Consider the following 21,083-nt stretch of genomic DNA (forward strand, 5'->3'; position numbering starts at 1 on the left):
AAATCGACGGGTCCGACGCGTGTCGTCCCGCACTCTGGCTCATTTGTGGAATGCCGCCAGATATAGTGACGATCCCGGCCGGATCAACCTACCAGTTCAAACGGCCCGCCCCTACTAATCCTGAAAGCGGCAGCGCGCTTGCTCGCGCGCCCACCCGGCTCTAGACAGCCGCATCGACTGCACGACGGAATCGCATGGCCTTCACCCGCATCTATGACGGCGACGAACCTGTTCGCGTGAACAAGTGGCTGGGCCAGACGGGCGTCTGTTCGCGGCGCGAGGCCGACACCCTGATCGCCAATGGTCTGGTCTCCATCGATGGCGAGACCATCAGCGACGCCGGCCGAAAGATTCAACCGGGCGAAACCCTGACCCTGAACGACACCGCCCAGGCGGCGCTGGCGACCGGCATGACCTTGGTGCTGCACAAGCCGATCGGTTACGTCTCGGGCCAGCCCGATCCCGGCAAGATCCCGGCCGTGCGCCTGTTGAAGACGCCGAACCGCATCGGCGAGGGCGAGACGCCTGCCCGCGACGCCTCCCTGCCCCCCATTGGCCGGCTGGACGAGGATTCACGCGGCCTGTTGCTTTTGTCGTCGGACGGCGTCGTCGCCAAGGCGGTGATCGGCCCGGCGTCAGAGCTCGACAAGGAATATCTGGTCGTCGTCGATGGTTTGATCACCGAAGGCAAGCTCAGCAAGCTGCGCCACGGCCTGTCGCTGAACGACAAGCCGCTGAAGCCCGCCCGCGTCACCCAGACGGGTCCGCAAAGCCTGCGTTTCATCCTTACCGAGGGCAAGTATCGCCAGATCCGCCGCATGTGCGAACTGGTCGGGCTGGAGGTCGTGGATCTTTATCGCATCCGCATCGGCCCGCTGGAACTGGGCGACCTGCCCGAGGGTCGCTGGCGTCACCTGACCAACCAGGAACGCGCGATGCTGATCGCGGCCTCGACGACGCCGCCCGCGCTCTAATCGAGCGCTCTGAACCACAGATCCAGCAGTTGGGCCTCCGCGCGGCGCGCCTCGGTGCGTTCGGCGGCCTCGGCGTCCACGCCCCACTGCTCTTCTTGGAACAGCTCGTCGATCCGCGACAGGTCGAACGCCTCCGCGCCATCCAACGCCCCCTGTTCCACCGCCAAAGCCAACACAGCCGACCCCAGCAGAGGCACGGCCGTCGCCAGTCCGGTCAGGCGGAAGTCGTCCAGCGACAGGGCATGCGCCTTGACCCGCGCGATGGCGTCCGGCGACTGCGGCAGATGCACGATGCCGGCGACCGGCTCCAGCGCCACGCCCATCTCGCGCGCGGCCCAATCGCGCCAAGGCCCCCACTGCCGCGCCTGCCGTTCGACCAGCGGCGTCGGATGCTCAGCCAGATAGCAGACCACGTCCGACCCGGCATAGGCGGCGATCTCGTCCGCCACCGCATCGCGCGCCTGCCCGATCCGGTCGATCGCGGTGGAGGCCAGCCGCGTCGCCGGCATGGTCGACGGATCCAGAAACTGCCCCTGCGCCGCCCATTCGTCCGCGACCAACTGCGCTGCAGCCTGCGTCGGCAAGACTAGCGCCGCCTTGTCCGGGGTCTTCGGCGTACGCCCGTCCAGCAGCACGGCCCAGCCGCCCTCGGAATGCGGAGCGACGACCGCCTCTTTCCAGAAGCGTGTGATCCGAGCTTCCGTTTCGCGAAAGCCCTTTCGCGCGGCGACCATCGGGTCGAGCGGGGGGATATGGCTCATCGTATTCTCTTCACGCCAAGGAAGGGATCATCCTCCGCCTCGTCTTCAGAAAAGCCGAAGTGGGCGAAGCCGGCTTTCATCTCGGGGCTCATGGGGGAGGTGACCTTCAGGACGCCGCCGCGCGGGTGGTCCAGTTCGATGCTGCGAGCGTGCAGTTGCAGCTTCAGGGGGCCCGACAGTTCGCGCGATTTCTCGTCGCCGTATTTCGGATCGCCCAGGATCGGATGGCCGATCCCCGCCATATGGGCGCGTAGCTGGTGCGTCCGTCCGGTGAAGGGGCGCAGGGCCATCCAGGCCGCCCGGTGCGAAGCGCGGCTGATGGTCGAGAACGCCGTCTCGGCCGGTTCGGCGCGCGGGTCCTTGCGCTCGGCCGGTCGCATCATCTCGAAGTCGTTGATGCCGGTCTTCTTCAGCGGCATGTCGATCTGGCCCGAATAGGGTTTAGGATTGCCGATGACGATGGCCCAATAGGTCTTCTTGGCCTGCCGACGGGCAAAGGCGCCCGCCAGTCGCTTGGCCGCCTCCGGCCCCTTGCCCAGCAGCAGGACGCCCGAGGTGTCGCGGTCCAGCCGGTGGACCAGGCGCGGTCGCTCCAGCCCTTCGCCCCAGGCCGACAGCAGGCGGTCCACGTGACGGCTCGTCTTGGTCCCGCCCTGCACCGCCAGGCCATGCGGCTTGTTCAGGGCGATGACCATGTCGTCTTCGTAAAGCACCAGCGACTTGGCGAAGGCGATGTCCCTTTCGGACAAGGTGTGGGCGTCGCCGGCCTGGCGAGAGGTGTCGTCGGGAATCGGCGGCACGCGCACGGCGGCGCCGGCGGTCAGTCGGCCTTCGGACTTGATACGGGCCCCGTCCACGCGGATTTGACCGCTGCGGGCCATCTTTTGCACTTGGATGTTGGACAGGTGCGGCCAGCGACGGCGGAACCAGCGATCCAGACGAATGCCGTCCTCATCCTCGGCGACATAGATCGTCAGGACTTCGCGCTTGGGCGCATCGGCTGCGGGCGGCTGATCGGTCAAGCGGGAACTCCAAAGGCGCGGCGGGCGACCATCAGGCCGACGAACAGGGCCGCGATGGCCAGAACCACCGAGCCGATCACATAGGCGGCGGCCAGACCGATCTGGCGGCGCTCGATCATCTGCACCGCTTCCAGCGAATAGGACGAAAAGGTCGTGAACCCGCCCAACACGCCGACGGCGGCGAACAGACGCACCATCTCCTGCTGCGCCCCGCCCCGGAACGCCAGCCAGCCGACGAGCAAACCCATCAGCAGACCCCCGGCGACGTTTGTGGCGAAGGTGCCCACGGGCCAGCCGGCATTTGGCGCGAGTCGCCCGGCGGCGAGGCCTAGACCATAGCGCGCCATGGAGCCGATGGCCCCACCTGCTGCAACGAGAAGAAAACGTGTCATTGTGCGGCGATATATACGCCGCCCGCGCCGAAAGCGATGGTCAGCGCGGGATGGAGCCCTGCACCGAGCGCGCATCATAGGCGTTCGGACGATCCGGCTTCTGGCCGCGTCCCAAAACGACTTCCAGCGTCGTCGAGGTCGGCTGCGGTCCGCTGAAGTTCAGACCGACGCCCACGCCGACACCCGAGGCCGAATAGCCGCCATATCGACTGCTGCCGCCACCGATGGAGACACTCGGGCTGACGCCGCCTGCGCCACCCGGCCGACCATCGGTCCAGCTCTGCGTCACCTCAAACCAGTCGTAGCCTTGTTCGGTGGTCAGGTCGGCGGCGCGCACCAGCGCCCAATCGGCGACACGGCCCGCCGCGCCGACGCCGTTGTAGGTGACCCGATAGCGATTGGATTCGATCCGCTGCTCGGAATACCCCTGCCCGTTCGGCCCCATCTGCGCGCCATAGGGCGCCAGGCTGGCGCAGGCGGTCAGGGCCAGAGCGGAAAGACCGGTCAGGGCGAGTGCGAGACGCTTCATCAGAGGTATCCTTTCAACGACATAGCGCCAAAACGCACACGGCGTTCCCTGAAGCGCCAGCGCCCTAAAGACCCAGCGCCGTTCTCAGCTTCGCGAAATCCTCGGGCGGCGGCGATTCGACCGTCGTCGTCCCGCCCTCGGGATGCGGAAAAGTCAGTTTGGCGGCGTGCAGCATCAGACGCGGCGCAGGTCCAACGGGCGTGGTCAAAGCGCCGCCGTAGCGCACGTCCCCGATCAACGGCCGACCGATATGGGCCATGTGCACACGCAGCTGATGCATCCGCCCGGTCAGCGGCTCCAACTCGACCACGGCCCCCTCAGGTCCTGCGGCCAAGGTCCGATAACGGCTCTGCGACCCTTGCGCGCCCGGCGCGTCAAAGGCGACGACCCGCATATAGCTCTCGCGCCCGATCTCTTCGCGACGCAGCGGCGCGTCGATGGTCGCCGCCTTGGGCTCAGGCGCCGCCGACAGCAGGGCCAGATACTGTTTCCTGAACCGCCGCATCTGCAACGCCTTGCCCAGAAAACTCGCCGCCGGCTTGGTCTTGGCCGCCAGAATCACGCCGGAGGTGTCGCGATCCAGCCGATGAACCAGCTCCGGCCGCTTGCCGTTCGAACGCGCAAACGCCCACAGCAGATCGTCCAGCGTATGCGCCTTGATCCGCCCGCCCTGGCTGGACAGGCCCGGCGGCTTTGAGAAGGCGATGACGTGCGCATCCTCGTGGATCACCCACGACCGGACGGCGGCGATTTCGTCTTCGGACATGACGACAGGTTGGCGGTCGGACATCGGGCGCTTCTAGAGGTCAGTCGCCCGCCGCGTCCACAGCGCTGTCCACCGCCATCCGCGCCCGCATCTCGGCCCAGCGTTCCAGCCGGGCCTTGACCTTCTCCTCGTGCCCCTCGCCCTTGGGCTTGTAGAAGGTTCGGCGCTCCATCTCGTCGGGGAAGAAGTTCGCGCCCGAGAAACCCTCAGGTGTCGAGGGATCGTATTGGTAGCACTTGCCGTAGCCGAGTTGTTTCATCAGCTTGGTCGGGGCGTTGCGGATGTGGGCGGGGGGCATCAACGAACCCGTCTCATAGGCCGCCTTCTTGGCCGCTTTGAACGCCTCATAGACCCCCACCGACTTGGGCGCCGTCGCCAGGTGGACCACGGCCTGGGCCAAAGCCAGCTCGCCTTCGGGACTGCCCAGAAAGTCATAGGTGTCCTTGGCTGCGTTGGCGACCAGGATCGACAGCGGATCGGCCTCGCCGATGTCCTCGACCGCCATCCGCACGATCCGCCGCGCCAGATAAAGCGGATCCTCCCCCCCGTTCAGCATGCGCGCCAGCCAATAGAGCGCTGCGTCGGGGTCGGATCCCCGAACCGATTTATGCAGGGCCGATATGAGGTTGTAGTGTTCTTCTCGGCTTTTGTCGTAGGCCGGCGCTCGGCGTTGCAGCACGCCCGCCAGCCCCTGCACGTCCAGCTTTTCGCCTTCAGGCAGGTCGAAAAGCACCTCCGACATGGTCAGCAGATACCGCCCGTCGCCGTCGGCCAGGGCCAGCATCGCCTGCCGGGCCTCCGGCGTCAGTGGCAAGGTCCGGTCCATGTGCGCCTCGGCCCGGCTCAGCAGCTGATCCAATGCCGCGTCGTCCAGCCGCTTCAGCACATAGACCTGACTGCGCGACAGCAAGGCGCCGTTCAACTCGAAGCTGGGGTTCTCCGTCGTGGCCCCGACCAGGGTCACCACGCCTGCCTCGACGAACGGCAAAAAGCCGTCCTGCTGGGCGCGGTTGAAGCGGTGGATCTCATCGACGAACAGCAGCGTGCTCTGTCCCGCTGCACGCCGCATCCGCGCTGCCTCGAACGCCTTCTTCAGATCGGCGACGCCCGAAAACACCGCGCTGATCGCCTGATACTCATAGCCCGCGGCCTGGGCCAGCAGGCGCGCGATCGTGGTCTTGCCCGTCCCCGGCGGTCCCCACAGGATCATCGACCCCAACCGCCCCGCCTCGATCATGCGCCGGATCGGCCCGCCTGGCCCCAGCAGATGATCCTGCCCCACCACCTCGTCCAGCGTGCGCGGACGCAGACGGTCGGCCAAGGGGGCGTCGGGGGGCAGAATGCCGGAGGCTTCGAACAGGTCGCTCATGGGTGCGACCTATGTAGGCGTTCGCCAAAGGCTTTTCACGCGTTAGTATGGCGAACCGCCACAGAGACCGCACCATGACCGACGCCAATCCGAACCAGGGTCCGACTTCTGGCGTGACGCCGCATCTGACAATCCCGTCGCGCGGGGCCTCTGCGGCGATCGATTTCTACATTATCGCCTTCGGGGCCGAGGTGTTGGACCGTCGACTGGCCGATGACGGCGAGCGGCTGATGCACGCCCACCTGAGAATCAACGGCGCCAGCGTCATGTTGAATGACGAGTTTCCGGAATACGGCGGCTCGCAGGATGTCCGCCCTGCCGGCGTGACCCTGCATCTTCAGGTCTCCGATCCCGACGCCTGGTGGACGCGCGCCATGACCGTCGGCGGCGCGGAACCTGTGCTGGACATGGCCGATCAGTTCTGGGGCGACCGCTACGGCGTCCTGCGCGACCCCTTCGGCCACACCTGGTCGATCGGCGGGCCGACGAAGACCTGACGACCTATCTCAGCACGCCCCGGATCTGGCGGCCGCCGCGATTGACCACGACCTCCCACGGGCCGCGACCGGAACTGGCGGCCTCGACATCGCGGGCCGAGCCGATGGCGCGGCCATTGATGCTGACGATCAGGTCGTTCTGGCGGAAGCCGGCGCGCGCCGCATAGCCGCGGCCGGACACGCCGGTCACGATGACGCCCGTCGCGAACGGATCGCCGCCCAGCCGGTCCGCCAGAGCGGGACTAAGCGCCACGACCTCGGCGCCGGCGAAGGGGCCGGACTGGATCGTCACCCCCTGCTTGGGATCAGCGTCGCCCGGCAGAGTTTGCACCCGCGCCGTCATGGTCTGCGCCCGACCGTCGCGCAGGATGGACACCTGAACCTGATCGTTCGGATTGCGCGAACCGACGCGGTAGTTCAGTCCGTTCTGGTCGTTGATCTCCTGACCATCGACGGCGGTGATGACGTCGCCCTGACGAATACCGGCGCGCGCGGCCGGGCCGTTGGCGTAGACGTCGGTGACGACCAGCCCCTGCGGCCGGCTCAGGCCCAGGCTGCCGGCGATGTCGCCAGTCACAGTATCGCCCTTCACGCCCAGCCACGGCCGAACCACAGCCGTCGCGCCGCCCAGTGCGCTGTCGACCACCCGCTTGACCATGGCCGCCGGCACCGCGAACCCGACCCCGGCCGAGGAGCCCGAGCGCGAAAAGATGGCGGTGTTGATGCCGATCAGGTCGCCGTCCATGTCCACCAGCGCCCCGCCCGAGTTGCCGGGATTGATGGCCGCATCGGTCTGGATGAAGGAGCCGCTGTCGGAAATGCCGGTCTCGGTCCGGTTCAGGGCCGAAATGATGCCGTTCGTCACCGTCTGACCCACGCCGAACGGATTGCCGATGGCCAGGACCAGATCGCCGACCTGCTGCTCTTCCTGATCGTCGATGGCCAGCACCGGCAACCGGTCGCTGACGTTCTCCAGCCTCAGCACGGCGATGTCGCTGCGCTCATCGGCCAGGATGACGGTGGCGGGAAACTCGCGCCGATCGTTCAGCACGACCTTGATCTGCTGGGCGCCGTCGATGACGTGGTTGTTGGTCACCACGATCCCGTCAGAGCGGACGATGACGCCGGAGCCAACGGATTCCGCCACCCGCGCCTGGGGAATGCCGCCGCCGAAGAATTGGAAGAAGGGATCGGCCTGCACCCGCTGCACGCTGCGCGCCGAGATGTTGACCACAGCCGGCGCGGCGGATCGCACCACCGGTGCGAAGCTGGACTTCATTCCCGCCGCATCGGCCGGGGCGGTGCGCGTCGGTTGGGCGAACTCGCCCTCCTGCGCCTTGGAGTTCGAGGGATTGCCGCACGCCGACAGGGCGAAGGCGGCGGCGAGCACGATCGATCGGGTCTTCATGGGCATCCGAAACTGGGGCATCCGGGACTGGCAAGCGTAAAGCGACGCCATTCCGCACCCGGTTTCGGGCCGGATCAAGGCGTGTGCGCGGCATCAACGGAAAAGCGGGACAGGCCGTTCCGCCCGGCGGCGAACGCACGATTGTCAACGGCTTCGACCTTGACGCCCCGCCCCCTGCGTCGGACTGTCGCGGCCCCCCAGTCGCCTGAAGAGTCCCCGATGATCCGTTCTTGCCTGCGCGCCGCCCCGCTCGGCCTCGCCCTCCTATTGGCCTCGACCGCCCCGGCCGCCCTGGCGCAGCAGGCCTCGACCACGCCGCCCGCCCTGCCCGCGTCCCTGCCCGCCATTCCTGAAGCGCGGGACGTCGCCTACCCCGGCGTCATCACCTTGGATATCGACGCCACCAATCTGGCCCAACACATCTTTGCGGTGAAGGAAACGATCCCGGTCGCCCAGGCGGGACCGATGACCCTGTTCTTCCCCGAGTGGCTGCCGGGCAACCACGGCCCCGTCGGCCCCATCGCGCAGTTGGCCGGCATCGAGATCACCGCGAACGGCCAGCGGGTGCAGTGGGTGCGCGACACCCTGCATCCCTTCGCCTACCACGTGGTCGTCCCGGCCGGTGCGACGGCGCTGGACATCACCCTGCAGCACCTGTCGCCGACGACCGGCAATCAGGGCCGCATCACGATGACGCCCGAGATGCTGAACATCCAGTGGGAGAAGATGCTGCTCTATCCCGCCGGCCACTGGTCGCGGAACATCACGTTCCAGCCCACGGTCAAGTTCCCCGCCGGCTGGCAGTTCGGCACGGCGCTCGAGCCCGAAACCAAGGCCGGCGACGTCCAGACGTTCAAGCCCGTCAATCTGGAGGTGCTGATCGACAGCCCGGTCTTCGCCGGCGTCCACTATCGCCAGATCGACCTCGATCCCGGCGGCCGCTCGCCCGTTCGCGCCAACATCGTCGCCGACAAGGCCGACAGCCTGAACGCCACCGACGAGCAGATCCAGATCCTGCGCAATCTGGTCGCCCAGATGGACCGGCTGTATGGCGCGCGTCATTTCGACCACTACGACTTCCTGATCGCCATGACGGACAAGCTGGGCGGCATCGGGCTGGAGCATCACCGCAGTTCGGAAAATTCGGTCGATCCCGCCTTCTTCACCGGCTGGGACACGCATCTGTCAGACCGCGACCTACTCAGCCACGAGATGAACCACTCCTGGGACGGCAAATGGCGTCGGCCCGCCGACCAGTATGTGCCCAACTTCAACTCGCCCCTGCAGAACAGCCTGTTGTGGGTCTATGAGGGCCAGACGCAGTACTACGGCCAGGTGATCGCCGCCCGTTCGGGCCTGCTCAGCAAGCAACAGGCGATGGACGCCCTGGCCATGACCGCCGCGACGTTCGACACGCGCGTCGGCCGCGAATGGCGCGCGATGCAGGACACGACCAACGACCCCATCATCAGCCAGCGCCAGCCCAAGGGCTGGCTGTCGTGGCAGCGCGACGAGGACTACTATTCGGAGGGCCAGCTGATCTGGCTCGACGTCGACACGACGATCCGCGAGAAGACCGGCGGCAGGAAGTCGCTCGACGACTTCGCCCGCGCCTTCTACGGCGTCCGCGACGGCGATTACGCCCCGGCTCCCTACACCTTCGAGGATGTGGTCGCGGCCCTGAACGGCGTCGTCGCCAATGACTGGGCGACCTTCCTGCGCACCCGCCTGGACGCCGATGGCCCCGAGGCCCGCGCCCCGCTGGACGGTCTGGCGCGCGGCGGCTGGCGGCTGGCCTATTCGGACAAGCCCACCGATTACATGAAGACCCTGTATGCCGAGCTGAAACGCAACGACTTCACCTATTCGCTGGGCTTCCAGACCGGCGAAGGCAACAAGATCCGCAGCGTCCAGTGGAACGGCCTGGCCTTCAAGTCGGGCCTGGCCGCCGGGATGGAGATCGTCGCCGTCAATGGGCAGGCCGCCAGCGCCGAACGCCTGACCGAGGCCGTCACCGCAGCCAAGGATCCGTCGACGCCCATCACCCTGATCGTCAAGGACGACGAGCAATACCGCACCGTCGTCTTCGACTACCACGACGGCCTGCGCTACCCTCGCCTGGAACGCATCCCTGGCACGCCCGACCGCCTGGGCGATATCCTGACGCCTCGCCGGCGCTGAAACGCCGAACACATACGTCTCCTCCCCATTGCGTGGGGAGGTGGCGCGGCGCTTCTTCAGCGCCGTGACGGAGGGGCTCTTCACCGCCTCACAGGTGCCTGTGGGACTTCAAGAGCCCCTCCACCGCTTCGCGGTCCCTCTCCCCATTTCATGGGGAGGAGACACAACGCCACGCTTGACGCATCGCCTGTCGCCCCCGACGGTGCGGCTCCCTCGCCGAACCGGATGACCGAATGCCGCGTACCCGCCTGACCGCCGCCTGCCTCGCCGTTTTGACGATGGCCGCCGCTTCGCCAGTTCTGGCCCAGAGTTTCCAGTCCACTCCGGTCGTCATCGATGCGACCCAAGCGCCGCTGGCCCTGCCCCGCGCCCAGCCGGCCATCCCGGCGCCCCAGGACAAGCCCTATCCGGGCGTGATCCAGTACCGCGCCGACATCACCGACCTGGACCGCCGCATCATCCGCGTCAGCCAGACCATCCCGGTCGCCAGCCCGGGCCCGCTGACCCTGCTCTATCCGAAGTTCCTGCCCGGCAACCACGCCGCCACCGGCCCGATCCAGCTGCTGTCCGGCCTGACCGTCACCGCCAATGGCCAGCGGATCGAGTGGCTGCGCGACACGCTGGACCCTTACGCCTTCCACCTCGACATCCCGGCGGGCGTGACCAGCATCGACGTGCAGTTCCAGCAGCTGACCCAGCCCGACAGTTCCAACTGGCGCGTGCTGATGACCCCGGCCATGGTCAATCTGCAGTGGGAAAAGGCCATCCTCTATCCGGCCGGCCATTTCAGCCGCCAGATCCAGGTCGCCCCCTCGGTGGTCCTGCCCGCCGGCTGGAAATACGGCACCGCCCTGACCACGGCGTCTCAGGACGGCGACGTGGCGGCCTTCGCCCCGACCGACCTCTACACCCTGATCGACAGCCCCATCTTCGCCGGCGCGCACTATCGCCGCGTCGACATCGACCCCAGCGGCGAGCGCGTCCACCTGAACATCCTGGCCGACGAGGCCAAGGGTCTGGCCGCCACCGACGACCAGCTGAAACTGTTCGAGAACATGGTTCAGCAGGCCGACCGCCTGTTCGGCGCCCGTCACTTCGACAACTACGAATTCCTGTTCGCCCTGACCGATCAGATGGGCGGCATCGGGCTGGAGCATCATCGCTCGTCCGAGAACACCGGCGCGCCCGACTTCTTCACCAACTGGACCAAGAGCGCCGGCGATCGGGGTCTGCTGCCCCACGAATACACCCACTCGTGGAACGGCAAGTTCATGCGTCCGGCGGATGAGCTGACCGCCAATCACAACGTCCCGACCCAGAATACCCTGCTGTGGGTCTATGAAGGTCAGACCGAATACTGGGGCGATGTGCTGGCCGCCCGTTCTGGCCTGCATTCCAAGGACGTGGCCCTGGCCACCCTGGCCAGCGTCGCCGCCTTCTATGACAACCAGCCGGGTCGCCAGTGGCGCGCCTTGCAGGACACCAACAACCACAATCTGCTGGGCTATCGCGTGCCGGGCCAGTTCACATCTTGGATGCGGGGCACCGGCGACTACTACCGCGAAAGCCTGCTGGTCTGGCTGGACGCCGACACCCTGATCCGCGAGGGCACCAACGGCCGCAAGTCGCTGGATGATTTCGCCAAGGGCTTCTTGGGTCACGACGACGGCGAATGGGCGCCTCAGGGTTACACCTTCGAAGACGTCGTCGCGGCCCTGAATGCGGTCTATCCCCACGACTGGGCCGCCTTCCTGCGCACCCGTCTGGACGCCGTCGGTCCCGACGCCCGCGCGCCGCTGGCCGGGATCGAGCGTGGCGGCTGGCGACTGACCTACACCGACACACCCTCGGCGACGGAGAAGTCGGTTCAGAGCGGCTGGGCCAACGACTTCCAGTATTCGTTGGGCTTCACCCTGTCGGGCGACAAGCTGACAAACATCCGCTGGGGCGGGCCTGCCTTCGAGCAAGGCCTCGGCGCCGGCTGGAGCCTGGTCGCCGTCAACGGCAAGGCCGGCTCGGCCGAGGTGTTGCGCAACACCGTCACGGCGGCGAAAGGGACCGACGCCCCGATCGAACTGTTGCTGAAATCCGGCGATCGCTTCCGCACGGTGGCCTTCGCCTATCACGACGGTCTGCGCTACCCCCGCCTGGAGCGGATCGAGGGCGCGCCGGACCGCCTGTCCGAAATCCTCGCGCCCCGCCGGCGCTGAAGGCGTCTCCTCCCCGCCTCGCGGGAAGGAGACACGCCCCTTACTTCAACAGCTTCAGCAACGCCTCGGCCGCCGCGTGCGACGAGCCGGGGTTCTGCCCGGTCACCAGCTTGCCGTCGGTCAGCACATAGGAGCCCCAGTCCGGCCCCTTGGAGTAGTCGCCGCCGTTGGCGGTCAGCACGTTCTCGACCAGGAACGGCACCACATCGGTCAGGCCCACGGCCTCCTCTTCGGAGTTGGTGAAGCCGGTCACCTTGCGGCCGTTGACCAGCGGCTTGCCGTCCGGCCCGTTCACCGACTTCAGCACGCCGGGCGCATGGCAGACGAAGCCGGTCGGCTTGTCCGCCTTGGCGAAGGCCTCGATCAGGGCGATGGAGTCGGCGTCGTTCGCCAGGTCCCACAGCGGTCCGTGTCCGCCGGGATAGAAGACGGCGTCGAAATCCTCGGCCTTCACCGACGACAGGACGACGGTCGAGGCCAAGGCGGCCTGGGCTTCGGGGTCGGCCTTGAACCGGCGCGTATCGTCGGTCTGGGCGTCGGGGTCGTCGCTCTTGGGGTCCAGCGGCGGCTGACCGCCCTTGGGCGAGGCCAGCACGATCTCCGCGCCCGCATCCTTCAGCGCGTAATAGGGCGCCGCCAGTTCTTCCAGCCAGAAGCCGGTCTTCTTGCCCGTGTCGCCGAGTTGATCGTGCGACGTCAGCACCAACAGAATTTTCATAGGGGATGGCTCCGTCTTGGGGTGTCCACAGATGGGAAGCCGCACGGCGCCGCTCAAGACTGGCCTCGATGCCGAAAACATCCCACCCTGCCGGCCTCGATCAGCGGAGACGACGTCGCATGAAGCCTTGGTTCGGTCTGTTCGCCGCCCTGATGGGCCTGATGATCTTCAGCCCGTCGGCGCAGGCAGCCGGCCCCTGCAACATCGGACAGGCGGGCGCGACCCAGGCCGTCGCCATCGGCCGCAGCGGACGCACGATGCGGATCCACCTGCCCATGGGTTTTGACCCCGCAAGGCCGGCGCCTCTGGTCTTCCTGCTGCATGGCAGCGGCGGCACCGGAGAGAAGATGCTGGCGTCTTCCGGCTTGGCTGAAGCGGCGGATCGGCACGGCTTCATCGTCGCCGCGCCCGACGCCGGCATTCCGATCGATCAAGGTTTCGTCTGGAACATCCCCGGCGTGCCGACCGTCACCGGCGCAGTCCCCGGTCCCGGCGATGCCGACGACGTCGCCTATCTGACGGGAGCCATCGATTATCTGGCTGACCAGGGCTGCGTCGATGACAGCCGCATCTATGCGACGGGCTTGTCGGGCGGCGGGCGGATGGCGTCCTGGCTGGGTTGCGTCGCCGCCGACCGTTTCGCCGCCATCGCTCCGGTCGTCGGCTTGCGCGCCGGCAATCCCAGAAAGGACCGCCCGCAGCAACCCGATCCCGCCACCTGCCGCCCTTCGCGCCCCATGCCGGTCATCGCCTTCGCCGGCGACGCCGACACGACCAATCCGATCCAGGGCGGCGGCGCAGGCTATTGGAGCTACACCATGCACGCCGCCGAACAGCGCTGGGCCCAGCTGAACGGCTGCACCCATGTGCGAGACACCCGCTGGATCGCCGACAAGATCTATGAAGAGGGCTACTCAGCCTGCCGCGACGGCGCGGACGTGGTGGGCCGCATCACCTCAGGCGGCGGCCACAGCTGGGTCGCCGACAACGACGCCCTGTGGGCCTTCTTCGCCGCGCGAACACGCCCGCAGAACTGATGCACACCAAGCACTAGCCCTAGTGCCGACCATGGGCCTCAAGTAGCGCTCCGCGCGGTAGCCCCCCCCAAAGAAAAAGACCCGGCGGTTTCCCGCCGGGCCTTTCCGATATCAGCAGAGCTGAGACCCAGATTACTTGATCTGGACCTTGGCGCCGGCTTCCGTCAGCTTCTTGGCGACTTCGTCGGCGGCTTGCTTGGAGACGTTCTCGACGACGTTCTGCGGAGCGCCTTCGACCAGGTCCTTGGCTTCCTTCAGACCCAGGTCCGAACGGACGCCGCGGACTTCCTTGATCACGTTGATCTTCTTGTCGCCGCCGTCGACCAGGACGACGGTGAATTCGGTTTGCTCTTCGGCAGCTTCAGCCGGAGCGCCGCCGCCGGCGGCCGGAGCAGCCATGGCGACCGGAGCAGCGGCGCTGACGCCCCACTTTTCTTCCAGCAGCTTGGAGAGTTCAGCAGCTTCGAGGACGGTCAGAGCGGACAGGTCTTCGACGATCTTGGCGAGGTCAGCCATTGTCAGTTTTCCTTCGGAGGATTGGTTTTAGAGAGTGATGCAGAGATGAAAGGCTGGGCCGCTTACGCGGCTTCCTTGGTGGCGTAGGCGTTGAACACGCGAGCCAGCTGACCGGCGGGTGCTTGCAGCACGCCGGCGATACGGGTCGCAGGCGCGTTGAGCAGGCCGATGAGTTGACCGCGAACCTCGTCGAGCGTCGGGAGCTTGGACAGTGCGTCCACGCCCTTTTGGTCGACGATGGTCGAGCCCATGAAGCCGCCAACGATCTTGAAGCGATCGTTGGCCTTGGCGAACTCGGTGGCGACCTTGGCGGCCGTACCGGGGTTCTCGGAATAGGCGATGCCCACGGGACCCTTGAACAGGTTGTGGTAGTCGCTGCCTTCCTCGGCTTCGAGCGCCTTCAGCGCCAGGCGGTTCTTGACCACCTTGAACGCGCCGCCTTCTTTACGAAGACGGCCACGCAGATCTTCCATTTCCGCAACGGTCAGACCCAGGTTGTGGGTCACGACCACGCTGCCGGCGTCGGCGAAAACGCCCTTGAGCGATTCGATAGACTCGGCTTTTTGAGCGCGATCCATTGCGGTCTCCAGTCTTGGTATTCGCCGCCGGGCTTATTCCCGACGACGGATTGGCCAAAGCGCGTCGCATCGCTGCGAAGCGTTAAAGCCGGTCGTATTGTCCGAAGGATGCGTCTGACGGCGTCCATCCCGGAATGCGGGCTGACAGCGCAAGGTCGCGTCCCCATCTCCCCACGGCGTCAGAGGGCCCTCTGACAGTTATGGCCTGGGTGACCCCCACGCCCCGAAGTTCTCGGACAGGACCGTCAGAAGATGAACCTCCGACGGGAAGCGGCGCTCTTACAGGCGCCGCCGTTAGAAATCAACCCGGCTTAACGCCGGCTGGGCTTGGCGCCGGTCTGTTCGGCCTCGCCGCAGTCGAACCGGGCGCAATATTTGCTCTCGAACTCCTCCAGAAGGTTCGTCATCGCTGCGGTCTCGACCTCCTGTGAGGCCATGCTCAAGGATATCGTCTTGGCTGCAACAGAGCGCCCGACAGCCGTGCGATAGAACGCGATCTGAGCGACGAGTTCTTCTTCAGTGAAGACGGAGCCGTAGATTGGGGCCAGGTCATCCATGAACCGTTCGATCATTCTGCTAGCCATAGACGGCATGTTGGTGCGGACCCAAATCGCTTCTTCGCCGCCCTTCTTATCCAGTTCGCCCATCTGCGCGACCATGACGCGCTCGAACTCCTTCATGAAGTTCGGTCCGACGGACAGATCGATCAACTCGCGCGCCAAGGCGCTGCGGCGGGCCAGGCCGGCATCCTGCGGCGCAGGCTCGACGCGTGTGACGACGACTGTTTCCGATTGAGCCGCCGTCTGCGCGTGCGCGCCTGTCGCGCTCAGACCCAGCGCCAGACCCAGCGACGCAGCCAGCGCCTGTTTGCGTGTGATGATCATGATGGCCTCCCCGCCCACTTATCGGAAGGCTCAGGTCCGCAGGCCAGTAGAATTCGACCGACGGTTGCTCAATCTTCGAGCGGCGTGGCGTCGAAGTCGCGGATCAGCGCGGCCAGGTCGGGCTCATGAACCAGATCCGCCGCCTCGCTCAGGCTCATCCAACGGCGCTCGCGCTGATGCGCCTCGGGCCAGGCGCCCATTTGGATCAGCACTTCCAGCGGATAGACCGACACCACGCACTGACGCACGCCGCCGTCTTTCAGACCCTTGGCGTATCGGAAGACGCCGATGGACTGAGTGTCGACGTCGCCCTTCACCCCCGCCTCCTCCATCGCCTCCTGGGCGGCGGCCTCGGGATCGCTCTTGCCGACCATCCGCCCGCCCTTGGGGATCACCCAGCGTCGCGTTTCGCGCGAGGTGATCATCAGGATGCGACGCTCGCCGTCCTCCAGCCGCCACGGCAGGGCCGCGACCTGCCGGGTCTCGGAGCGGGTGGTGCGTTTCGACCGGGCCTGCGGCACGCCTCAGCCCTCGCCCATCGCTTGAGCGGTCCTGACGATTCGTGCTGGCGCTCGCCCAATCTTCACGTCTGGTTCCAGGTCTGCCGGTCGCGGCCGCCCTCGAAACGGGATCACGATGGCTGCGTCAAGTTGTCAGACCACGGACGGTCCCATTTATTTCTCGCCGGGCGCCTTGGCCTTTGGATCGCCCAGCACGTCCTGACGATACAGCATGGTGATCAAGGTGTGCAGCACCAGCGCCAGCGGCGTGGCGAACAGCACGCCCAGCGGCCCGAACAGGGTGCCGATGCCCACGACGGCGAAGATGCCCAGCACCACGGGCAAGTTCGCGACGTTCTTCTGCACCATCGGCGTGATGAAGTTGCTCTCCAGCTGGGACACAACGACATACAGCGCCAGCGTCATCAGGGCCGTCTGCCACCCTTGCGTGGCGCCGACCAGCACGGCCGGCACGGTGGAGACGATGGGGCCCACGATCGGCACGAACTGCGCCAATCCCGTCAGCAGACCCAGCCCCAGCGCCGACGGCACGCCGATGATGGCCAAGCCGACCCCTGTCAGCGTGCCGACCAGAACCATCGAGAACAGCTGCGCCTTCAGCCAGCCTTTCAGCGCCTTCCCACAGCTGTTCAGCACTTCGCGCATTCGCGGGCGGCGATCCATGGGCAGCATGGACAGCAGCCCCTCGCGCGACTTGGCGGGCTCGATCGCCAGGAAGACGCCCGCGACCACGACGAGAACCAGTGTGGTGACACCCGATGCGAAGCCCAGGGCGAACTTCTGAGCGACCTGCAACGCCTGACCGGCACGGCCGCCCAGCCCTTGTAGTTGCTCCAACAGCTGTGCGGCATAGGGTTGGGCCTGGATCCAGGACTGAACCTGCTCCCAGCCTTGCGGCACCACGGCGGACAGGGCCACGACCTGTTCGGTGATCTGGGTTCCGAACAGGGTCAATATCCCCGCCAGGACCGCGACCACGATCAGCAGCGACAGGAAGACGGCCAGCGGATCCGGCGCCTTCAGCCAGCGCACGATGGGATCGGCCAGGGCGCGCAGGATCACCGACACCACGATGGCCCCGAAGATCAGCAGCCACAGCGTCTGCAAGGTCACGATCAGCTGGACCGCGAAATAGGCCGACACCAGCACGATGGCGCCGAACGCGAGCCGCCCCTTCCACGGGTCGTGGCCGCCCACACCAGGCTTGTCGCCCATCAGTTTTCCCAGTCCGAACATATCGCCCCCTTCAAGGTCGCGACAGGAACGCGGGTCGAGCGTGGCCGTTCGCCGCAGGCGATAAAAAAGTCAGTGGGCGTCGGAGGTCCGCTGATCATAGGCCATTTGCGCGGCCGCGACTTCCGGCATCCGGGTCTCGGCCCAGTCGATCATGGACTGCATCGCCGCCATCAGGGTTCGGCCCAGCGGCGTGACCGCATAGGTCACCGACACCGGCACGGTGGCCACGACGGAGCGTGACACCAGCCCGTCGCGCTCCAGCGACTTCAGCGTCTGGCTCAGCATCTTCTGCGACACGCCATCGACCCGCTGCTTCAGGGCGTTGAAGCGGATCGGCCCCTCTACCAGCACGATCAGGATCAGGGTGCTCCATTTGTCGGCGATGCGGTCGAGCAGTTGCCGCGTCGGACTGTTCGCTGCGAGCACGTCGCCGCGCAGCCAGGTTTCTTGAAGGTAACCAGGTGTCTGAGAGGTGCCGTCTTGCATAGGCGCATCCCATATCGCACCTGGTATCCATTGGATACCCAAAGGAGCCTTCCATGAAAGTCGCAGTCCTCGGCGCCAGCGGTCGCGCCGGCTCGGAAATCACCAAGGAACTGGCCGCCCGCGGTCACACGGTCACCGCCATCGCCCGCAAGCCGGAAGCGATTCCGAGCGCCACCGGCGTCACACCTGTCGCCGGCGACGCCTCGGACGCCCCCGCGCTCGCCGATCTGATCGAGGGTTCGGACGCGGTCATCAGCGCCCTGCACTTCGATATTCCCGCCGCGACGATCCTTGGCGCGCTGAAGACCGCCGGCGTCCCGCGCCTGCTCGTCACCGGCGGCGCCGCCAGCCTGGAGGTCGCGCCCGGCGTCCTCTTGTTCGACACGCCGCAGTTTCCGGCCGAATGGAAGCCGATCGCCAAGGGAGGCCTGACCTTCCTGGACGACCTGCGTCAGGAAACGGACATCGACTGGACCTTCTTCTCGCCCGCCGCCCTGATCGAGGAGACGCCGCGCCTGGGCCGCTACCGGACCGGGACCGACCAGCTGGTCGTGGACTCCAACGGCGACAGCAAGATCGGCTTCTCCGACTACGCCATCGCCATGGTCGACGAACTGGAAAACCCCAAGCACAGCCGCGCCCGCTTCACAGCGGCTTACTGATCCGGGCAAGAAAAAACGGCGGGGATCGCTCCCCGCCGTTCTTCCGTGTGGCTTTTCTTTCGACTTAGGCGCCCAGCGAGGCCGGGTCGACCTTGAAGCCCGGGCCCATCGTCGACGACAGGCTGATGCGCTTCACATAGGTGCCCTTGGCGCCCGACGGCTTGGAACGCACCAGGGCGTCCACGATGGCCTTCACGTTGGCTTCCAGGGCGTCCTGGGTGAACGAAACCTTGCCGATGCCGGCGTGGACGATGCCCGCCTTCTCGACGCGGAACTCGACGGCGCCGCCCTTGGCGTCCTTGACGGCCTGGGCCACGTTCGGGGTCACGGTGCCGACCTTGGGGTTCGGCATCAGGCCACGCGGGCCCAGCACCTTACCCAGACGGCCGACCAGGGCCATCATGTCCGGCGATGCGATCACGCGGTCGAACTCCATGAAGCCGCCGGCGATCTTTTCGTACAGATCTTCGGCGCCGACGTGTTCGGCCCCGGCTGCGGTGGCTTCGGCGGCCTTGGCGTCCTTGGCGAAGACGGCGACGCGAACGTCACGGCCGGTGCCCGACGGCAGGTTGACGACGCCACGGACCTGTTGGTCGGCGTGACGCGGGTCGACGCCCAGGTTGACCGAGATTTCCAGCGACTCGTCGAACTTGGCCTTGGCGTTTTCCTTGGCCAGCTTGATGGCGTCGGAGAACGGCAGCAGGTCTTGGGTCACGCCGGTGCGGGCCTTGAAGGCCTTGGTTTGCTTGGCCATGGTTTAGCCCTCCACCACTTCGAGGCCCATCGCGCGGGCGGAGCCTTCGATGATCTTGGCCGCCGCGTCGATGTCGTTGGCGTTCAGATCCTTCATCTTCTTTTCGGCGATCTCGCGCAGTTGCGCCTGCGTGATCTTGCCGGCGACTTCACGGCCGACCAGCTTCGAACCCGACTTCAGGCCCGTGGCCTGCTTCAGGTACCAGGTCGCCGGCGGCGTCTTGGTGATGAAGGTGAACGACTTGTCCTGATAGACGGTGATCACGGTCGGAAGCGGGGTGCCCTTGGCTTCCTTCTCGGTGCGCGCGTTGAACTCCTTGCAGAAGCCCATGATGTTCACGCCGCGCTGACCCAGAGCCGGGCCGATCGGGGGCGAAGGCGTGGCCGAACCGGCCGGCACTTGCAGCTTGATATAGCCGAGAATCTTCTTGGCCATTGGTCTCTCCTATGAATGACCCGGCGCGAACGCAGGGCCGGTGAGCCGTGGTGCGGCATGGCTGCCTCCCACGGATTTGACGCTCCGCGAACCAATGGCCCGCCGAGCGAAGGCGCGCGTGTAACAGAGGGGGGATGGAAAGGCAACGCACCGCCCCGCCCTCGCCGCAGAAACGAAAAAGCCGCGCCCTGTCGGACGCGGCTTAAATATCGACAGGTGCGTGAGCCTCAGCCCGCGACCTTCTCCACCTGGGCGTATTCCAGTTCGACCGGCGTGGCGCGGCCGAAGATGGACACGGCGACGCGCAGGCGGGCGTGTTCTTCGTCCACGCTCTCGACCGAACCGTCGAAGCTGGCGAACGGGCCGTCGATGACCTTGACCTTCTCGCCGATGTCGAAGCGGATGGTGGGCTTCGGACGCTCGACGCCCTCTTCCACGGCGCCGATGATGTTCTGAACTTCACGCTCGGAGACCGGCAGGGGCTTGGTGCCGCCCGCGGCGCCGAGGAAGCCCGTGACCTTCGGCGTGTTCTTGACCAGGTGATAGGCCTGGTCGGTCATTTCCATTTTCACCAGCACATAGCCGGGGAAGAACTTGCGTTCCGAGTTCACCTTGCGACCGCGACGGATCTCGACGACGTCTTCGGTCGGAACCAGGATTTCGGAGAAGGCGTCTTCAAGGCCTTGTTGCTTGGCCTGATCACGCAGCTGCTCGGCGACCTTCTTCTCGAAGTTCGAGTAGGCGTTGACGATGTACCACTTGTGGCGCGGATTGGCGGGCTTTGCGGGCGCTGCATCGGTCATGGGCGCGTCTTTCTCAGGATCCGAGAGCGATGATGTAGCGGAAGGCGTAGCCCAGGCCGGTGTCCACGATCCAGAAGAAGATCGAGGCGATGATGACCATGATGAAGACCATCACCGAGGTGATCCAGGTCTCCTTGCGGCTGGGCCAGACGATCTTGCGGCCTTCGGCGCGCACCTGGCTCAGGAACTGGCCGGGGCTGGTGCGGGGCTTCTTGGGCTCGGGCGAATCGACCGTGATGGCGGCGGCGCCGGCCGCCTGAGGCTTGGCGCCCATCTGGGGCTTCGCGCTGCCTTGAGGCCGCTTGCCGGGAGTTTTGGCCTTGGCCATCAGTTGCTCTTCACAC

24 protein-coding genes are annotated in these 21,083 nt (G+C 66.4%); 6 read left to right on the forward strand and 18 right to left on the reverse strand.

Features of this window, described 5'->3' with window-relative positions:
* The first annotated feature begins 194 nt into the window (after nucleotides 1-194).
* The gene (locus AC3WRC_RS12765; RefSeq protein WP_492304099.1) at nucleotides 195-974 is read left to right on the forward strand and encodes a pseudouridine synthase; all 780 of its coding nucleotides are present in this window, start codon (nucleotides 195-197) and stop codon (nucleotides 972-974) included.
* Here AC3WRC_RS12765 and AC3WRC_RS12770 read toward each other — a convergent pair.
* The 6 genes from AC3WRC_RS12770 to AC3WRC_RS12795 form a co-directional block, all read right to left on the reverse strand.
* The gene (locus AC3WRC_RS12770) at nucleotides 971-1,735 is read right to left on the reverse strand and encodes an ATP12 family chaperone protein (RefSeq protein ID WP_082465133.1); all 765 of its coding nucleotides are present in this window, start codon (nucleotides 1,733-1,735) and stop codon (nucleotides 971-973) included. The two genes, AC3WRC_RS12765 and AC3WRC_RS12770, sit on opposite strands and share 4 nt — an antisense overlap.
* Nucleotides 1,732-2,757, reverse strand: coding sequence for an RluA family pseudouridine synthase (locus AC3WRC_RS12775; RefSeq protein ID WP_492304100.1), 1,026 nt, complete (start codon nucleotides 2,755-2,757; stop codon nucleotides 1,732-1,734). The genes AC3WRC_RS12770 and AC3WRC_RS12775 overlap by 4 nt, the downstream gene beginning before the upstream one ends.
* Nucleotides 2,754-3,149: a fluoride efflux transporter CrcB gene (crcB, locus tag AC3WRC_RS12780; RefSeq protein ID WP_492304101.1), complete on the reverse strand. Its 396-nt coding sequence runs from the start codon at nucleotides 3,147-3,149 to the stop codon at nucleotides 2,754-2,756. The genes AC3WRC_RS12775 and crcB overlap by 4 nt, the downstream gene beginning before the upstream one ends.
* A 40-nt stretch (nucleotides 3,150-3,189) precedes the next feature.
* Nucleotides 3,190-3,678 carry a CC0125/CC1285 family lipoprotein gene (locus AC3WRC_RS12785; RefSeq protein WP_271041407.1) on the reverse strand — a complete coding sequence of 163 codons (489 nt, stop codon included), beginning with the start codon at nucleotides 3,676-3,678 and terminating at the stop codon, nucleotides 3,190-3,192.
* Between the two features lie 64 nt (nucleotides 3,679-3,742).
* Nucleotides 3,743-4,468 (reverse strand): RluA family pseudouridine synthase, encoded by a 726-nt coding sequence (locus tag AC3WRC_RS12790; RefSeq protein WP_492304102.1) that lies wholly within the window; start codon nucleotides 4,466-4,468, stop codon nucleotides 3,743-3,745.
* 16 nt (nucleotides 4,469-4,484) lie between these two features.
* Nucleotides 4,485-5,813, reverse strand: a complete 1,329-nt coding sequence (locus AC3WRC_RS12795; RefSeq protein ID WP_492304103.1) for a replication-associated recombination protein A — start codon at nucleotides 5,811-5,813, stop codon at nucleotides 4,485-4,487.
* A gap of 74 nt (nucleotides 5,814-5,887) precedes the next feature.
* Here AC3WRC_RS12795 and AC3WRC_RS12800 point away from each other — a divergent pair, with 74 nt between their 5' ends.
* The gene (locus tag AC3WRC_RS12800) at nucleotides 5,888-6,310 is read left to right on the forward strand and encodes a VOC family protein (protein ID WP_091749088.1); all 423 of its coding nucleotides are present in this window, start codon (nucleotides 5,888-5,890) and stop codon (nucleotides 6,308-6,310) included.
* A gap of 4 nt (nucleotides 6,311-6,314) precedes the next feature.
* On the opposite strand, the gene AC3WRC_RS12805 is transcribed toward AC3WRC_RS12800, so the two are convergent.
* Nucleotides 6,315-7,718, reverse strand: coding sequence for a Do family serine endopeptidase (locus AC3WRC_RS12805; protein ID WP_492304104.1), 1,404 nt, complete (start codon nucleotides 7,716-7,718; stop codon nucleotides 6,315-6,317).
* 219 nt (nucleotides 7,719-7,937) lie between these two features.
* Between AC3WRC_RS12805 and AC3WRC_RS12810 the strand changes: the two genes are divergently transcribed.
* Both AC3WRC_RS12810 and AC3WRC_RS12815 read left to right on the forward strand, forming a co-directional pair.
* Nucleotides 7,938-9,899 (forward strand): M61 family metallopeptidase, encoded by a 1,962-nt coding sequence (locus AC3WRC_RS12810; protein ID WP_492304105.1) that lies wholly within the window; start codon nucleotides 7,938-7,940, stop codon nucleotides 9,897-9,899.
* A gap of 233 nt (nucleotides 9,900-10,132) precedes the next feature.
* Nucleotides 10,133-12,109: a M61 family metallopeptidase gene (locus AC3WRC_RS12815; RefSeq protein ID WP_492304106.1), complete on the forward strand. Its 1,977-nt coding sequence runs from the start codon at nucleotides 10,133-10,135 to the stop codon at nucleotides 12,107-12,109.
* A gap of 40 nt (nucleotides 12,110-12,149) precedes the next feature.
* Here the strand turns inward: AC3WRC_RS12815 and AC3WRC_RS12820 are convergent, their stop codons facing one another.
* A complete protein-coding gene (locus tag AC3WRC_RS12820; protein ID WP_055804574.1) occupies nucleotides 12,150-12,827 on the reverse strand; it encodes a type 1 glutamine amidotransferase domain-containing protein in 678 nt (225 codons plus the stop codon).
* Nucleotides 12,828-12,946: 119 nt separating this feature from the next.
* Between AC3WRC_RS12820 and AC3WRC_RS12825 the strand changes: the two genes are divergently transcribed.
* Nucleotides 12,947-13,864 (forward strand): CE1 family esterase, encoded by a 918-nt coding sequence (locus AC3WRC_RS12825; protein ID WP_492304107.1) that lies wholly within the window; start codon nucleotides 12,947-12,949, stop codon nucleotides 13,862-13,864.
* 132 nt (nucleotides 13,865-13,996) lie between these two features.
* On the opposite strand, the gene rplL is transcribed toward AC3WRC_RS12825, so the two are convergent.
* The 6 genes from rplL to AC3WRC_RS12855 all read right to left on the reverse strand — a co-directional run bounded on the left by rplL (nucleotide 13,997) and on the right by AC3WRC_RS12855 (nucleotide 18,085).
* The gene (gene rplL / locus AC3WRC_RS12830) at nucleotides 13,997-14,380 is read right to left on the reverse strand and encodes a 50S ribosomal protein L7/L12 (RefSeq protein ID WP_055754823.1); all 384 of its coding nucleotides are present in this window, start codon (nucleotides 14,378-14,380) and stop codon (nucleotides 13,997-13,999) included.
* A 62-nt stretch (nucleotides 14,381-14,442) separates the two neighbouring features.
* Nucleotides 14,443-14,958 carry a 50S ribosomal protein L10 gene (gene rplJ, locus AC3WRC_RS12835; protein ID WP_055754822.1) on the reverse strand — a complete coding sequence of 172 codons (516 nt, stop codon included), beginning with the start codon at nucleotides 14,956-14,958 and terminating at the stop codon, nucleotides 14,443-14,445.
* A gap of 311 nt (nucleotides 14,959-15,269) precedes the next feature.
* On the reverse strand, nucleotides 15,270-15,842 hold the full coding sequence (locus AC3WRC_RS12840) for a DUF2059 domain-containing protein (RefSeq protein WP_153923672.1): 573 nt from the start codon (nucleotides 15,840-15,842) through the stop codon (nucleotides 15,270-15,272).
* A 68-nt stretch (nucleotides 15,843-15,910) separates the two neighbouring features.
* Nucleotides 15,911-16,363, reverse strand: a complete 453-nt coding sequence (locus AC3WRC_RS12845; RefSeq protein WP_055754820.1) for an NUDIX hydrolase — start codon at nucleotides 16,361-16,363, stop codon at nucleotides 15,911-15,913.
* Nucleotides 16,364-16,516: 153 nt separating this feature from the next.
* The gene (locus tag AC3WRC_RS12850) at nucleotides 16,517-17,578 is read right to left on the reverse strand and encodes an AI-2E family transporter (protein WP_492304108.1); all 1,062 of its coding nucleotides are present in this window, start codon (nucleotides 17,576-17,578) and stop codon (nucleotides 16,517-16,519) included.
* 90 nt (nucleotides 17,579-17,668) lie between these two features.
* The gene (locus tag AC3WRC_RS12855) at nucleotides 17,669-18,085 is read right to left on the reverse strand and encodes a winged helix-turn-helix transcriptional regulator (protein ID WP_492304109.1); all 417 of its coding nucleotides are present in this window, start codon (nucleotides 18,083-18,085) and stop codon (nucleotides 17,669-17,671) included.
* Nucleotides 18,086-18,138: 53 nt separating this feature from the next.
* Between AC3WRC_RS12855 and AC3WRC_RS12860 the strand changes: the two genes are divergently transcribed.
* On the forward strand, nucleotides 18,139-18,747 hold the full coding sequence (locus tag AC3WRC_RS12860) for an NAD(P)-dependent oxidoreductase (RefSeq protein WP_492304110.1): 609 nt from the start codon (nucleotides 18,139-18,141) through the stop codon (nucleotides 18,745-18,747).
* 64 nt (nucleotides 18,748-18,811) lie between these two features.
* Here AC3WRC_RS12860 and rplA read toward each other — a convergent pair whose 3' ends face one another.
* The 4 genes from rplA to secE all read right to left on the reverse strand — a co-directional run bounded on the left by rplA (nucleotide 18,812) and on the right by secE (nucleotide 21,067).
* Nucleotides 18,812-19,501: a 50S ribosomal protein L1 gene (gene rplA, locus AC3WRC_RS12865; protein WP_017506695.1), complete on the reverse strand. Its 690-nt coding sequence runs from the start codon at nucleotides 19,499-19,501 to the stop codon at nucleotides 18,812-18,814.
* Between the two features lie 3 nt (nucleotides 19,502-19,504).
* On the reverse strand, nucleotides 19,505-19,936 hold the full coding sequence (gene rplK, locus AC3WRC_RS12870; protein WP_055754816.1) for a 50S ribosomal protein L11: 432 nt from the start codon (nucleotides 19,934-19,936) through the stop codon (nucleotides 19,505-19,507).
* Nucleotides 19,937-20,163: 227 nt separating this feature from the next.
* A complete protein-coding gene (gene nusG, locus AC3WRC_RS12875; RefSeq protein ID WP_017506694.1) occupies nucleotides 20,164-20,739 on the reverse strand; it encodes a transcription termination/antitermination protein NusG in 576 nt (191 codons plus the stop codon).
* 13 nt (nucleotides 20,740-20,752) lie between these two features.
* Nucleotides 20,753-21,067 (reverse strand): preprotein translocase subunit SecE, encoded by a 315-nt coding sequence (gene secE, locus AC3WRC_RS12880; protein WP_017506693.1) that lies wholly within the window; start codon nucleotides 21,065-21,067, stop codon nucleotides 20,753-20,755.
* Nucleotides 21,068-21,083: the final 16 nt, after the last annotated feature.

It is taken from the genome of Brevundimonas sp. EU05-FHT14B07, from assembly GCF_058790795.1.